The sequence below is a fragment of the Cobetia sp. UCD-24C genome (assembly GCF_001306765.1).
In the GTDB taxonomy this organism is placed as follows: Bacteria; Pseudomonadota; Gammaproteobacteria; order Pseudomonadales; family Halomonadaceae; genus Cobetia; species Cobetia amphilecti.
In genome coordinates this window covers 254,970-269,237 of sequence record NZ_LJTD01000004.1, presented here as the reverse complement: position 1 = coordinate 269,237, position 14,268 = coordinate 254,970, and the positions used below count along the sequence as shown (strand labels likewise).

General features: G+C 62.8%; 13 protein-coding genes. 10 read left to right on the top strand and 3 right to left on the bottom strand.

The window, feature by feature from the left end:
* Positions 1-357: 357 nt before the first annotated feature.
* Positions 358-2,787 carry a DUF1989 domain-containing protein gene (locus AOG28_RS07555; RefSeq protein ID WP_235506982.1) on the bottom strand — a complete coding sequence of 810 codons (2,430 nt, stop codon included), beginning with the start codon at positions 2,785-2,787 and terminating at the stop codon, positions 358-360.
* A gap of 266 nt (positions 2,788-3,053) precedes the next feature.
* On the opposite strand from AOG28_RS07555, the gene AOG28_RS07550 reads away from it, so the two are divergent.
* The 8 genes from AOG28_RS07550 to AOG28_RS07515 all read left to right on the top strand — a co-directional run bounded on the left by AOG28_RS07550 (position 3,054) and on the right by AOG28_RS07515 (position 10,669).
* Positions 3,054-4,361, top strand: a complete 1,308-nt coding sequence (locus tag AOG28_RS07550) for a sensor histidine kinase (protein ID WP_054555918.1) — start codon at positions 3,054-3,056, stop codon at positions 4,359-4,361.
* Complete coding sequence (locus AOG28_RS18870; protein WP_326998955.1) at positions 4,358-5,287, top strand: response regulator transcription factor; 930 nt, start codon at positions 4,358-4,360, stop codon at positions 5,285-5,287. The genes AOG28_RS07550 and AOG28_RS18870 overlap by 4 nt, the downstream gene beginning before the upstream one ends.
* The gene (locus AOG28_RS07540) at positions 5,284-6,174 is read left to right on the top strand and encodes a PAS domain-containing protein (protein ID WP_054555917.1); all 891 of its coding nucleotides are present in this window, start codon (positions 5,284-5,286) and stop codon (positions 6,172-6,174) included. Before AOG28_RS18870 ends, AOG28_RS07540 begins: the two co-directional genes overlap by 4 nt.
* 163 nt (positions 6,175-6,337) lie before the next feature.
* Complete coding sequence (locus tag AOG28_RS07535; RefSeq protein WP_054555916.1) at positions 6,338-7,747, top strand: NAD(P)-binding domain-containing protein; 1,410 nt, start codon at positions 6,338-6,340, stop codon at positions 7,745-7,747.
* Between the two features lie 189 nt (positions 7,748-7,936).
* The gene (locus tag AOG28_RS07530) at positions 7,937-8,377 is read left to right on the top strand and encodes a DMT family transporter (protein WP_082388480.1); all 441 of its coding nucleotides are present in this window, start codon (positions 7,937-7,939) and stop codon (positions 8,375-8,377) included.
* A gap of 14 nt (positions 8,378-8,391) precedes the next feature.
* Entirely contained in the window at positions 8,392-8,712 is a 321-nt protein-coding gene (locus tag AOG28_RS07525) for a DMT family transporter (protein WP_043332225.1), read from the top strand.
* Positions 8,713-8,895: 183 nt separating this feature from the next.
* Positions 8,896-9,684 carry a CmcJ/NvfI family oxidoreductase gene (locus AOG28_RS07520; protein ID WP_152965363.1) on the top strand — a complete coding sequence of 263 codons (789 nt, stop codon included), beginning with the start codon at positions 8,896-8,898 and terminating at the stop codon, positions 9,682-9,684.
* Positions 9,685-9,919: 235 nt separating this feature from the next.
* Positions 9,920-10,669, top strand: a complete 750-nt coding sequence (locus tag AOG28_RS07515; protein ID WP_054555913.1) for a 2OG-Fe(II) oxygenase — start codon at positions 9,920-9,922, stop codon at positions 10,667-10,669.
* 142 nt (positions 10,670-10,811) lie between these two features.
* Here the strand turns inward: AOG28_RS07515 and AOG28_RS07510 are convergent, their stop codons facing one another.
* Entirely contained in the window at positions 10,812-11,723 is a 912-nt protein-coding gene (locus tag AOG28_RS07510) for a LysR family transcriptional regulator (RefSeq protein WP_054555912.1), read from the bottom strand.
* A 139-nt stretch (positions 11,724-11,862) separates the two neighbouring features.
* Here AOG28_RS07510 and AOG28_RS07505 point away from each other — a divergent pair, with 139 nt between their 5' ends.
* Positions 11,863-12,321, top strand: coding sequence for a YeeE/YedE family protein (locus AOG28_RS07505; protein WP_054556117.1), 459 nt, complete (start codon positions 11,863-11,865; stop codon positions 12,319-12,321).
* Complete coding sequence (locus tag AOG28_RS07500) at positions 12,318-12,731, top strand: DUF6691 family protein (RefSeq protein ID WP_054555911.1); 414 nt, start codon at positions 12,318-12,320, stop codon at positions 12,729-12,731. The genes AOG28_RS07505 and AOG28_RS07500 overlap by 4 nt, the downstream gene beginning before the upstream one ends.
* A 93-nt stretch (positions 12,732-12,824) precedes the next feature.
* Here AOG28_RS07500 and AOG28_RS07495 read toward each other — a convergent pair whose 3' ends face one another.
* Positions 12,825-13,811: a pyridoxal phosphate-dependent aminotransferase gene (locus tag AOG28_RS07495; protein ID WP_054555910.1), complete on the bottom strand. Its 987-nt coding sequence runs from the start codon at positions 13,809-13,811 to the stop codon at positions 12,825-12,827.
* Positions 13,812-14,268: the final 457 nt, after the last annotated feature.

Below are 14,268 nucleotides of genomic sequence, written 5' to 3'. Positions count from 1 at the left end.
TCCATCGTCTTTTCTCCTTTACCGGAGCCTGTGGATCAGCGCGCCTCACTGTGCAAGCGGCACTGCCCGTCCGGGGGTTGTTGTTGTTTTTCAAGGGGACCTGCTGGATAAAGCAAGCGACATGCCAGATGACCCTGATTGGCCACCCTCAGCAATTCGTTGTTTTTACTGAATCATTCTTGAAACCGAGGACTCCTCTTCAGATATGAAGCCCATGAAGCCTTCCCTGCGAGGAGGATGGGCGTTATTGAGGCATGCCGGCCACGGCATGCACCGTGAGATGACTTGCAGGGCGCTGCATATACGCAAGTCATTGCTCGCGACTCACCTCTCATGCTTGCCCTCCTGGCAGTGAGATCAGCTACGCACCTTGAGGCGCTCCGGGTCATGGAAAGGCAATGCCACCACCTCGGCGGCGAGGCGCTTCTGATGGCCATCCAGCTGGCCGATCTCAAGCTGGGTTCCCGGGCTTGCGAAGTCCGGTGCCAGGCGGCACATCGCGATGGAACGATCAAGCAGCGGCGACTGGGTGGCACTGGTGACCACGCCCACCGGATAGCGGCCGTTGTAGACGAGATCGCCATGGCTGACCAACTCGCTGCTGTGCATCTTCATGCCCATCACACGATGCCGTGATTCCGGCGCCTCGCGTTGCAGCGCTGCCCGCCCGACGAAATCATCCTCCTTGCTCTTCATCGGCACGGTGAAGCCGATACCCGCTTCATAGGGGGAAGTCTGCGGGCAGAATTCATGACCGGCGAAAATCAGCCCCGCCTCGATTCTCAGCATGTCGAGGGCATCCAGGCCCAGAGGCGCGATGCCATGGGGCTCACCCGCCGCCCAGATCGCCTCCCACACGGCCGGGGCGTCCTTGGGATGACACCAGATTTCATAACCGAGCTCGCCGGTATAGCCGGTACGCGACACCATCAGCGGAATGCCATCCGGCCCCGACAGACGACCGATCATGAAGCGGAACCAGCCCAGCCCCTGAACGTCTGGCTGGGTACGCGCATTCCAGATCAGCGGCGCCAGCACCTCGCGGCTCTTCGGCCCCTGCAGCGCGATGTTGTGCAGCTGATGAGTGGAGTCACGCACCGTGACGCGATATCCCTGGCGCTGGGCAAGCTCCCTGAGCCACTGGCCGCTGGCCGGGTCACCGCAGATCCAGCGGAAGGTCTGCTCGCCCATGCGGAACAAGGTGCCGTCATCGAGCATGCCGCCGGTTTCCTGACACATGGCCGAGTACACCACCTCGCCGATGGAGAGCCGTCGTACATTGCGGGTCAATGCGTATTGCAGCAGGCGTTCGGCATCGGGACCGGCGACCTCGAACTTGCGCAGCGCCGAGAGATCCATCATCGCGACCCGCTCGCGGCAAGCCAGATATTCGGCCCGCGCGCCCCACCCTTCGTAATGCGTGGCCAGCCAGTAGCCGTGGTAGTCGATGAACTGCTTGGTCAAGGCGGAGGTGCAGGGATGAAAGGCGGTGGGCAGTGTCATGCGCGGCAATTCCTCGGGCCGATTGCGATAAGCGATCCCACGGGGGAAATCATGTTCAGCGGCGTAGATGCGCACCTGGATATCGGTCGGCACCCAGCCATTGGCGGCATCAATGTCATCCGGACAGGCCGATGAGGCGCAGATGAGGTCACGGTCGGCGCGCAGCAGCACATAGTCGCCGGGGCGCGACCAGGGCTCATCCACCGCCAGGGTGCCGCAGGGCTCTACATAGGCATTGAAGAAGAAGTTGATCGCTGGCCAGCTGGCACGCTGTTGAATGCCATGCGACGCCGACAGGGCGTTGTTGAAGTTGATCGTGCAGCTATCGTGGCCGAAGTAGCCGTGATGTTCGTAATACTGCGGCGAACAGGCGAGCATGAAGCTGTCATGGCGCCCCACCGTGTCCTGCACCACTTCCAGCATCGGATGCAGATGCTGATCGAAGAACACCGAATAGAGCCCCGGATTGGGCATGCAGTGGCCGGACAGGCTGCGCGTGGCGCCGGCGTCCAGCCCCAGCTCTTCCCCCTGCACCCAGGCATTGGCATCGAAGGCCACGAAATCGGAGCATTGGCGGCCCGCCACATCGATGATCTGGATCCACTCGCCCTGCTTGACCTCATAGACCTCGACCGTGCCCGCCGAGACTCTCGTCTCCTGCTTGATCGGTGCCAAGGGCGCTGGCAGCTGCTCCTGCCCCACCAGCCCCTCGCGGAAGTGCGAGACCTCAAGCTCAGTGGCCAGATGCTTGCCATCGAGCTGCATGTCATCACCGGGGGCCAGCAGAATCAGGCGCGCGGCTGGCGCTTCACGCGGCCAGCGAATCTCGGCCGGCAACCCGGCCACTGACAAGCGCTGCCACTGCGACAGGGGCACCTGCGCGACTCCCAGCGCTGCCAGACGCTGCTGGGTGAACGGGCTTCGTGCCCGCTCGGCCTTACCCTCTTCTCCCCCTTGTGGCTGGCTGGCAAAGGCATGTTCTTCCAGACAGGTGATGCTGGCGTAGCGCGCGAGTGTCAGTCCATCGACTGCGTCTGCAATCTCTCCAACTTCTGCCCCTCCAGCTTCTGCCGCCCCGTGCTGTCCCTCCCGGCCCCCTGGCGGCAATAGCAGCCACTCGCAGGCCTGGGCACCATCGACGGATGACACCTGCACGCTGTCTCCCGGCGACAGCTCAAGCGCCAGCGCATCCAGCCCGGGTATTCGATAACGATACGGCTGGCACGGCGTGGCAGCGGGTATCTCGACTGCAAGCTCCATCGTGGTGATACCTCTTGTGGTCATGGCAAGTGGGTTCGGCGTTGCACGCGTGATGGGGTGAAGCAGCTCCCCGATGTGCCTGGATGGTGCATATCCCCTTCTGCGACGCACCATGTTCTTCATGGTTAATTAAATTTACTCACAGTGGAGATCGCGACAATCCATCAAGAGAGGTACCCATGAAGGGGTAAGCCGTTCACTGGCATGAAGCTTGCTCATCAAGCTTGCTGACGCGACATCGCAAGCCCGAAGAAAGTACCCCGAAGCAGGAAGTAGAGAGAGGAGCTCGCATGGAAGTCATTCTCGGCGCAGGGAAGGAAGGCATGGTGCCTGCTGCACGAACGGCGGCCGCCCTGGTTGATGTACGCCGAGCCGACGTACGCCGCGCCGACGACCCACTGCACTCCTCCCCCGGCGATGCGAGGCGCGAGACGCCAAAGCTCGACGCCATCACCCTGCGCATCGCCACCTGCGCTGACCTCACGGAGACGCTGCCATCATTGCTGGGAGAGCTGCTGCGAGAGTGGATGGACTTACTGAACCAGCAGGTTGCCGGCACTCAGGCTTGCTCACGTCCTGTCGAGAGCTGCGTGCTGCATCGCGGGGTCGATCAGCAACGCCATGAGGTGATAGCGCCGACTGGCCTCGCCCTGCCCGCAAAGACGCGTCAGACCCTGCAGGAGATCGTCAGCCAGATCGTCCACGACGCGCACGCCAGCCGCCAGCCATTACCTGTCTCGGGCAAGCCCCACGGGGTCTTGATCGCCCTCACGCACACCACTGACAGACAGGCGACTGGCGATGACTGGTTGTGGCTTGGAGAGCCGGCCGCCGCAGCCCTGGAATCGGGGCACGCGAGCGCCGCCATCGACGCCCTGAGCCGTGGCCTGGCACTGCATCAGCAGCAACAGGCGCGTCACGCCGAAGCCAGCAAGGCAGCGGTGGCGCAGGCGCTGAAGAACGAACGCCGACATCTGGCGGCGGAGCTGCACGACACCCTCGCCCAGGAATTGAGTTATCTGCAGATGCAGAGCGCACGCCTGACTCGCGCCGCTCGGCATGCGCCACAGGAAGTGCAGGCACTGGCCGAGGACGTGCATACCCAGGCCCGGCGCACCTTGCGCCAGACCCGGGAACTGATCAACGGCGCACACGCCACCTGGGGAGACGCGCCGCTGGCCTGTGTGCTGGACAACTTGGTCGAGGAATTCGAGACACGCTCAGGCATGGTGTTCGAGCTCGACAACCGCATCCAGGCGCTGCACCTCCCCGATGCCCAGGCCCTGCAGGTGATGTTCATCGTGCGTGAAGCGATGACCAACAGCGTGCGCCATGCCCGGGCCACCCACCTGCGCCTGCAATTGCTCTATCAGTCTTCAGGGCCTCATCAATCTTCAGGGCCTCAGCCAGCGGAGCGGGTGTTGCTGACCATCGAGGACAACGGCTGCGGCTTTGACCCCGCCGACATCGCCCCCGCCCATTTCGGGCTGGGCATCATGCAGGATCGCGCACGCCAGCTCGGGGCCGACTTCGCCATCACCCAACCCCGCCATGGCGGTACCCGCGTGACATTGAGCTGGGAGCGCCACGACACATGACCGTGACTCGCCAGATGCCCTCGACACACCAGACACCCTCGACACCCCCGACACGAGTCGTGCTCGTCGACGACCATCCGCTGTTTCGACGCGGGCTGGCCGAGCTGTTGAGTGAAGGTGGCCTGTTCGAGGTCGTGGCCGACTTCGATGACGGCACCGACCTGCTTGACGCCCTGCCCACCCTCGCCCCGGAGCTGGTGATCGTCGACTGGCAGATGCCGCAGCTCGATGGCCTGACCCTGATGCGCCATCTCAAGCAGCGTGATGCCACTCTCAAGGTAGTGCTGCTGACCGCATCCGATGACAGCCGCCACCTGTTGGATGCCATCCAGCAAGGGGCGGATGGCTACCTGATGAAGGACACCGACCCCGAACGCATTCTCGAGCGCCTGCAGGCCGTGGTCGACGGCAAGCTGGGGCTGGAAGAAGAGACCTTGCTGCTGCTCGCCCGGCGTCTACAGCAGGATCACCGCCAGCGTGAACAACACTCGCAAGCACAAACGCATAAACAACAGCAGGAGCAGGAGCGGGAGCAGGCTGAGGCGCCGCCAGCGACGGCGAATCCCCCTGCTGGCTCCACACTCGACGGGGCCGCCGCTCTCGACCGACCCACGACAGCTGACTGGCCCACGACACCTGACTGGTACGAAGGCCTGACCGAGCGTGAACGCGATACCCTCAAATGGATCGGGCGCGGCCTCAGCAACAAGCTGATTGCCCGCGAGCTGGGCATCAGTGACAGCACGGTGAAGGTCTACGTCAAGAATCTGCTGCGCAAGCTGAACCTGCATTCGCGACTGGAGCTGGCCGCCTGGGTCTACGCTCACCCGCTGACGCCCGTGAGCGATGCCAGCCGAGCGCCTGCCGCGGACGCGACGGGCGCCGAACAGGATACGACCCGGGCCGAAAAGGAGAGCCTGCGATGATGCGCTTTCTCGAACAGTTCGCCTCCGCCTCGATCGCCTCAACCGCCTCGACTGCCTCTCACTTCAACGCCCAGGCGATTCTCGATGGGCTGAGTGATGCCGTGCTGGTGGTGGATGCCGACAGTACCCTGCTGTATGCCTCGCGCGGCTGGCAGGCCCTGAGCGGACGCGAATCAGGCGACGCACGAGAAGACACGCCCACCGCCACCCGGGCGGACGGGCACGGCACGGCAGCGCAGCGCCTGCGCGATGCCCTGCACCCCGCGGATCAATCGCGCTGGGACATGCTCGCCCGCCACGTTTCGCGCCGCGAACGCCCTGACTGCTGGCGATTGCGCATCATGGGGGCGGACCACCACTATCGCTGGTGTGAAGTGCGCAGCCAGTCGCTCTCGCTGGCCTCGCCCTGGCCCGCCACGCTCACCCTGCATGACATCAGCGAGCGCGTGCAGCAGGAGCAGATCGACGCCGCCAACCTGCGCAGCCTGACGCGGCTGATAAAGGGGCTGCCCGCGATGGTCTATCGTGCGCGCAACAACCGCCACTGGTCGATGGAATACATCAGTGACGGCTGCCTGGCCATCACCGGCCTCAGCCCTCAGCAACTGCTCGACCATCCCTCCCTCACCTACGGCGAGATGATCCATCCCGAAGATGCCGACCGCGTGTGGGATCAGGTGCAGGCAGCCCTTGAGGCCCGCACCCCCTTCACTCTCGCCTACCGCATTCGCCATCGCGACGGCGAGGTTATCCGGGTGCAGGAAAAGGGCCATGGCATCTATTCACCGGATGGCACGCCCTTGGCGGTGGAGGGCATCATCTTCGCCGTCGACACCTCGGATATCTCAGGCGTACCGCCATCGACTGAACCATTAAATGAGACATGAACTGAGACATGAACTGATGTACCCCTTTATGGCTACCCTTTCCGAGCAATGTGCAGCCGGAGCACATCTCGCTAGCCTGTTTCGTTGTCAGGGTTTCACGACGTCACCACGTCCTGAAGCCTCGGATAACGCATGAAGACACAACAAGAACAGGAAGGTATCCATGACCCAACGTATCGCGATCATCGGTGCAGGACCCAGTGGCCTGGCTCAGTTGCGTGCCTTTCAATCCGCCGCCGACAAGGGCATCGAGATTCCCGAGATTGTCTGTTACGAAAAGCAGGATGACTGGGGGGGTCTGTGGAATTACAGCTGGCGTACCGGACTGGATGCCCACGGCGAGCCGGTCCACGGCAGCATGTATCGCTATCTGTGGTCGAATGGCCCCAAGGAATGTCTCGAATTCGCCGACTACTCCTTTGAAGAACATTTCGGGCGCCCTATCGCCTCCTATCCGCCGCGCGCGGTGCTGTTCGACTACATCAAGGGACGCGTCGAGAAGGCCGGCGTACGCAAGTACATTCGCTTCGGTTGCCCGGTGCGCCAGGTCACCTTCGATGATGCCAGCCAGCAATTCACGGTCAGCGTGCATGACCAGGCGCTCGATCTGGTGACCAGCGAAAGATTCGATCACGTCATCGTAGCATCCGGGCATTTCTCGACGCCCAATGTGCCGGAATTCCCCGGCTTCTCGAGCTTCAATGGCCGCATTCTGCATGCCCATGACTTCCGTGATGCACTGGAATTCAAGGGCAAGGACCTGCTGTTGCTCGGCAGCAGTTATTCCGCCGAGGACATCGGCTCGCAGTGCTACAAGTATGGTGCGCGCAGCATCACCACCAGCTATCGCACCGCCCCGATGGGCTTCAAATGGCCGGACAACTGGGAAGAGAAGCCGCTGCTGGTGAAGGTTGATCGCGATACCGCCTATTTCAGTGACGGCAGCCACAAGCGCGTCGATGCCATCATCCTGTGCACCGGCTATCTGCATCACTTCCCGTTCCTCGAGGAGTCGCTGCGCCTCAAGACCCAGAACCGCATGTGGCCGTTGGGGCTCTACAAGGGGGTGGCGTGGGAAGAGAATCCGCGCCTGTTCTATCTCGGCATGCAGGACCAGTGGTACACCTTCAACATGTTCGATGCCCAGGCCTGGTGGGTGCGTGATGCGATTCTCGGCACCCTGCCCCTGCCGTCACTGGACGCGATGCGTGAAGACAGTCTGGCGTGGCGGGCCCGCGAGGAAACGCTGGAAAGTGATGAGGACATGATTCTTTTCCAGGGCGATTACGTGAAATCGCTGATCGAGGAGACCGACTACCCGAGCTTCGATATCGATGGCGTGAATCGCACCTTCCTGGAATGGGAGCATCACAAGCACGAGAACATCATGACCTTCCGCGATCACGGCTATCGCTCCTTGATGACCGGCACCCAGGCGCCCAGGCACCACACGCCGTGGCTGGAGGCAATGGATGACTCGCTGGAAGCCTATCTGGCCCAGCCTGCCGAGGCCGCGACACCATCCGATGCGGAATCAGACATTCAAGCGACGACCACGCCGCTGGCCTCCTGACGCTCCTGATCACCAGGGCTCGTGTTTACAGAAGCTCTTGTTCACCAGGGCTCTGGCCAAACAAGGCTGCGCCTTCGACTTGCCAGGCAGCAGGTGGAGGGACACCAGGCGGAGGGCTTCCCTCCGCCTTTTACTGCATCAAAACATCAACAAAAACTCATATAGACTGGTATTGGTTGTTGGATATTGATGAAACGCAGGTCTCTCACAGGTGATGAAACACCGCATTTCCCCGACACCCCACAAGGACACCCGATCACCATGCGCATCACGCTCTACTTCCTGATCTCGACCCTATGCGAAATCGGCTGGGCCACGGGCCTGAAAGTCGCCGACAGTCCGCTGGAATGGGCACTGACGGTGCTGCTGGTCATCATCAGCCTGAGTCTGGTCACCCAGATCGCCAAGACACTGCCCGCCAGCACCACCTACGCCATCTTCGTCGGCCTGGGCACGGTGGGGACGGTAGTCGCTGACCTGCTGTTCTTCGATCTCGAATTCCAGTGGTCCACGCTGGGCTTCGTGGTGCTGATGCTCATCGGCATCATCGTGCTCAAGACGGCCCCCAGCGCGCCTGCCGACAAGCAGCCTCGCGCGAGTGCCACACCGCAGACCACCTTCAGTGAATGACCAGGAGTGACGCCATGGATTGGGTCTATCTGATCGCCGCCGGCTGCTGTGAAGTCGTCGGCGTCACCGGTTTCAACCAGTACGCCAATCAGCACCGCCGCATGGGCGTGTTGCTGGTCGCGCTGGGCTTCAGCTCCTCCTTGAGCCTGCTGTATCTGGCCATGGACACCATCAGTCTGGGCATCGCCTATGCCGTGTTCTCCGGCATCGGTACCGTGGTCAGCGCCATCATCGGCGTGCTGTTCTGGCGCGAGCACTTCTCGTTTCGACGCATGGCCTGCATCGGCGTCATCGTGCTGTCCATCGCCGGTCTGCACCTGTCCGGCGGGCATTGAGCGCCGGTCGGCGCTTGATTATTGCCATTTGTGCAATAACCAATTGCCGACAGGCACCTTTTTCTGCCCGCGCCAGTCCACTAGCCTCGTGAACCAGCCTCCTGGACTCGGCACCGCAGGCACCCGCCTGAGTGCCTGTCCTGCGGCTTCCTCTGACAACCCATCGTGAAGGAGGTCTCGTTCATGTCAGCGCCCGTCCCTACCCGCATGGCGTTCGTCAATTATCAGCTCAACTGCCCGGAAGGCCTGCAGATCAAGGTGGACCCGAACGGCGAGACTGGTCGCCGCATCGAGCCGGAGCATGACCGCCGCGGTGTCAGGCTGCAGGACCTGCGCGCCACACCGCCCAGCTTCGCCGCCCAGGGGCTGCTGTTTCTCGACACGCCCGAACTTGCCGTCGATGTGCGCGATGCCAAGGTGCGCGATCGCCTGCACACACCGGCCATCGAGGCATTGCTCAAGCAGCAGCTCGGCGTCAGTGAAGTGCAGGTGTTCGACCACACCCTGCGCGGCTTCGAGGGGGAGCGCGTGCCGGCGCAGCATGTGCATGTCGACTACTCGCCGCGCTCTGGCCCGCAGCGCGTGCACGATCTGCTCCCGCCCGAGCAGGCGGAGCAGTGGCTGAGCGGCCACTACGGCATCGTCAATGTCTGGCAGCCGGTCGAGCAGGCCGTCGCGCGTGACCCGCTGGCCTTCGCCGATACCCAGAGCGTGCAACACGAGGACTGGGTCAACATCGACATCCTCTATCCGGACCGCTGCGGCCAGATCCAGGGCCTCGTGCACAACCCGGCTCACCGCTGGTACTTCGCCTCACAGATGCGCCCCGACGAAGCCATCGTCTTCAATGCCTTCGACAGCGCCGGCAAGCCACCGGTCGCGCATACCGCGGCCGAGCTGCTCGATACGCCCGACGATGCGCCGACACGCACCAGTCTCGAGACACGGGTATTGGTCCGCTATCCCGACTGAGGTGTCACGGCCGCTGGTTGATAACGACTGGCTAGTGGCGGCTGAGCGCCGTGGTCGAGATGGCAGACACCTGGCCCATCCGGGTAGCTGCCCCTCTCTCGCCCCTCGCCCGAACTTAACGGCACTCGCCGCCAGATGACCGTCGTCCAGGCCTCCCTCCTTGCAGGCCTGGCGGCTACCGCTTAGCGGCCACCACGTTCTCGTCACACACTCTTCGTCATTCAGGAGCTTTGCCATGAGCTTGTCTTTCCATGTCGTCCGCCACGAACGCGGCTTCTCTCCCACGCCCCTGCCCATCTGGACCGACAACGGCGACGTGTCTGATCTCTTCGAGGCCGACGCGACACCAGAGGTGGTCCGTCAGGAAGTCGAGGGTGTCCCGGGTGCCTTCCAGCTGCTCAATGTGCTGACACACGCCGAGGCCGACAACTTCGTCGCCGCCCTGGAGGAAATGGGCTTCGAGGAAGATGCGCCCGTCTCCCTGCCGCGTTCGGTACGCCACAACCACAACGTCAACTGGGTCGTCAGTGAAGCGGTCGATCAGGTTATCTGGCAGCGCTCGGCACCACTGGTGACCGAGCAGATCCAGGGCGAAGGCGCCAAGGGCATCAATGCGCGCTTTCGCGTCTATCGCTACGAGGCCGGCGACTTCTTCAAGCCGCACACCGATGGTGCCTGGCCGGGCAGTCGTGTCATCAATGGCGAGATCGTCCAGGACGCCTATCCGGGCCTGATGAGCCAGTACACCTTCCTCATCTTCCTGAGCGATGGTTATACCGGCGGGCGCACCGAGTTTCTGGTCAGCCGTCGCGACCCCGGCAAGCCGGCCCAGTCGCAGGATGACATCCAGAAGGTCTCGGTCTCCACGCCCAAGGGTGGCGTACTATGCTTCCCGCATGGCTCGCACCCGCAGCACTGCGTGCATGCCAGTGAGCCGATCCGCGACGGTGCCAAGTACATCATCCGCAGCGATATCCTCTACTGATGACTGCCTGAGCAGCAGTGGCCATGCGCCGCTTGGCAGTTGCCGCTTGATAAGTACCCAGCGCGCAGTCTGAAAACACGAAGGGCCCGATCTCTCGAGACCGGGCCCTTCGTGTTTTCCTGCGTGTCGTTCACAGGGCCTGTCAGCAGGACAGCCGCTCGCGGCGGGCAAGCAGGAAGTCGACCCAGGCACGTACGCGCGGGTTGTGCTGATTCTCACGCGCGAAGACGACGTGGATACCGGTGTCGAAATCCGATGAGGTGACCTGAAAGTCCTCCAGCACCGGCAGCAGGCGGCCACTTGCCAGCTCTTCCCGAATCGCCCAGAGCGGCTGCACCACCACACCGGCGCCCCCCAGTGCCGCCTGGGTGAGAATGTCGGCATTGTTGGTGCGCAGCGCGCGGGCGCGCACCGAGATGCGATGCTCCCGGTCGCCCTGCACCAGCCGCCAGTGATGATTGGCGGTGGTATAGCTGAAGGTCAGCAGGCGGTGGTGCTCCAGGTCCTGTGGCTGATGGATAGGCGGCTGGGCGGCGAGGTAGGACGGCGCGGCAGCCAGCACGAAGCGCTGATCACTGATTTGGCGCGCGATCAGGCTCGAATCTTCCAGATGGCCGATGCGCAGGGCCACATCGAAGTGGTCCTCGACCAGGTCCACCCGCTGGTCGCTGCTGACGATATCCAGGGCCACCTCGGGATAGCACTGCATGAACTCGCTCACCAGCGGCGCCAGATAGAGGCGTGAATAGCGCCACGGCACCGAGATGCGCAGCGGCCCTGCGACCCGCTCACTCAGCGTCTCCAGCTCATCCTCCAGTTGGTCCACCTCGGCCAGAATGGCGCGAAAGCGGATCAGGGCGCGCTCGCCGGCCGGCGACAGCCGTACATGGCGCGTGGTGCGCACCAGCAGCGGCTCGCCCAGCTGGCGCTCCAGATGATTGACGTGACGCGTCGCCGTGGAACTGGCGATATCCAGCTCTCGCGCCGCCACATTGAAGCTCTGATGCTCCGCCACCTTGAGAAAGGTGCGCAGGCGTTGGGTCAGTTCGTTCATGGTGCTCCTGCGGTGCCCTCCATCGAAAGGTCGGCGGCCTGGTCGTACAGCCAAGCGGCCAGACAGCCGGTTGGCGCTCGCCAGCCACGAGCATATCATCGACGCACCGCAGGATGATCGCGACACGAGGATGAACGACATGGACATGATAAGCAGCATGAAAGGACTCGCCGGTGGCGTTTTGATCGGTCTCTCGGCAGTGATGCTGATGGCCTTTCTGGGACGTATCGCCGGTATCAGTGGCATCACGCGCGGCGCGCTGCTGGAATCAGGCCCGGACCGCCGCTGGCGTCTCGCCTTCGTGCTCGGGTTGATCAGCGGCCCGCTGCTGCTTTTGCTGCTCAACCTTGACTGGGGCAACGTGGCCGCAAGCAAGGATGCGCTGATCGGCAATCCCACCAGCGGAGTGCTGAGCATGATGTTCGCCGGTCTGCTGGTGGGTATCGGAACAGGCATCGGCGGCGGCTGTACCAGTGGTCATGGGGTCTGCGGTATCGCGCGCCTATCACCTCGCTCGCTGGTGGCCACGGTGGTGTTCGTGACTGTGGCCATGCTGACGGTGTTCGTGAGCCAACATCTGCTGGGGGAGTCACCATGAAAACGGTCATCGGCTTTCTTACCGGGCTGGTCTTCAGCCTCGGGCTGACACTCAGCGGCATGACCGACCCCGCACGTGTGGTCGGCTTTCTCGACGTGGCCGGAGATTGGGACCCCACGCTGATCTTCGTGCTGGGCGGTGCCGTCATCACCACCTTCCTCGGTTATCGCCTCGTCTGGCGGCGTGGCACTCCCCTGCTGGGCGAGCGCTTCCAGCTGCCCACGCGTCGCGATATCGATGGCCGCCTGCTGCTCGGCGCGGCCCTGTTCGGTATCGGCTGGGGGCTGAGCGGCTACTGCCCCGGGCCTGCCATCGTCTCCAGCAGCGCCATGAGTCTGCCATTGGCGGGCTTTCTGGTGACGATGCTGCTGGGCTGGTGGCTGGCCACCCGCCTGACGCGTGGTCACTGACCCGAGCGCTACGCGACTCAAGAAAAAGCCACGCATGAGAAACGCCCGCCAAATGGCGGGCGTTTGCGTCTTCCACAAGGGAGATCGTCACGGTTAGACGACGCCCTTGGCCTTCATTTCGCGCAGCACGGCGGCGACATAGTGCATCTCCTCCGGTGTGCCGAGTGACATGCGACACCAGCCATCCGCCGGCGGGAAGGCGCGCCCGATCAGCACGTGGCGTTCCTTCATCGCGGTCTGGAATTCCTTCAGCGGCCTGGAGATACGGTGGAAGACGAAGTTGGTCTGCCCCGGCAGATATTCCCAACCCAGCTCGTCGAGCGTCGCCGTGAAGATGGCGCGCGCTTCATCGTTGCTCTGCTTGCTGTGGACCAGAAACTCCGGTGACTGCATGGAGGCCGTCGCCGCCATCACACCAGGATACGACAGCGTCATGGCATCGTCTTCGACATAGTGGGAGACATGCTCGAGACGATCGATATCGCCGACGGCGTAGCCGACACGCAGGCCAGCCATGGCGTGAATCTTGGAGAAGGTCTTCAGCAGCAGGACGTTCTTCGCGCCACCAGCAATCAGATGATCGGCGGAGCGGAAGGCCGGGTCATTGACGAATTCGGCGTAGGCTTCATCGATGATGAACAGCGTGTCGTCGCGGCTGTCGTTGACCCAGGCCTCCAGTTCATCACTGGAAATGATGGTCGAGGTCGGGTTGTTGGGATTCACCAGATAGACGATGGAGGGGCCGGCGTGGTCGGCCACGGCCTGCTTCATGTCGGAAATCTTGAATGACCAGTCCTCGCGCGAGGACGGCACCTTACGAATGGCGAGGTCATAGAAGCCGGCATACAGGGCGCCATCGCCGTAGGTCAGCTCGGGAATCACCAGCTGGGTATCGGGAGTCGCATGGGCCAGCACACTGGCACGGATCGCATCCGAGGAGCCCGGCGTGAACAGAATGCTCTCGCTCGGTACCTTGTGATGAGTCGCCACCAGTGACTGCAATTTGCCCAGATGGGCGAAGGGATAGCGATTGGAATGCGGGATGGATGCCGCTGCGGCGCGCTGTGCAGACGGTGCCATGCCAAGCGCGTTCTCGTTGCCGCCGCCGCAGGTGCCGTCTCCTTGGCCAAGGCACTGGGAATCCCCGGCAGGAACTGACCCAACGCCGCCCCGGCAATTGCCGCCCCACTCATACCCAGGAAACCACGACGCGAACGCGATGATGGAGAGCCCTTCTCAACCGCCTGAACCACAGAAGACTTCTGCAGATCCTTCTCGACTACGTCTGTCATCGTGTGTCCTTTGTCTGTCGCTGCTGCCCTTCCCCCTCGTGTGAAACCACACGGGCAATCGGGAGCAAGCCGTTGTTTTTGTATGTGCTAATAAAGCACCACCAACGTATAAGACTTTGGTGAGAGGCACAACGAAACGACGCGCCGGATCGCGCAACCATGCGCCGCGGCAATGGCAACCCCTTGGGAAAGCGGCGCGCTACATTGTGAGCGCCCGATAAAGCAGAAATAAAAGCAGCTCAAGA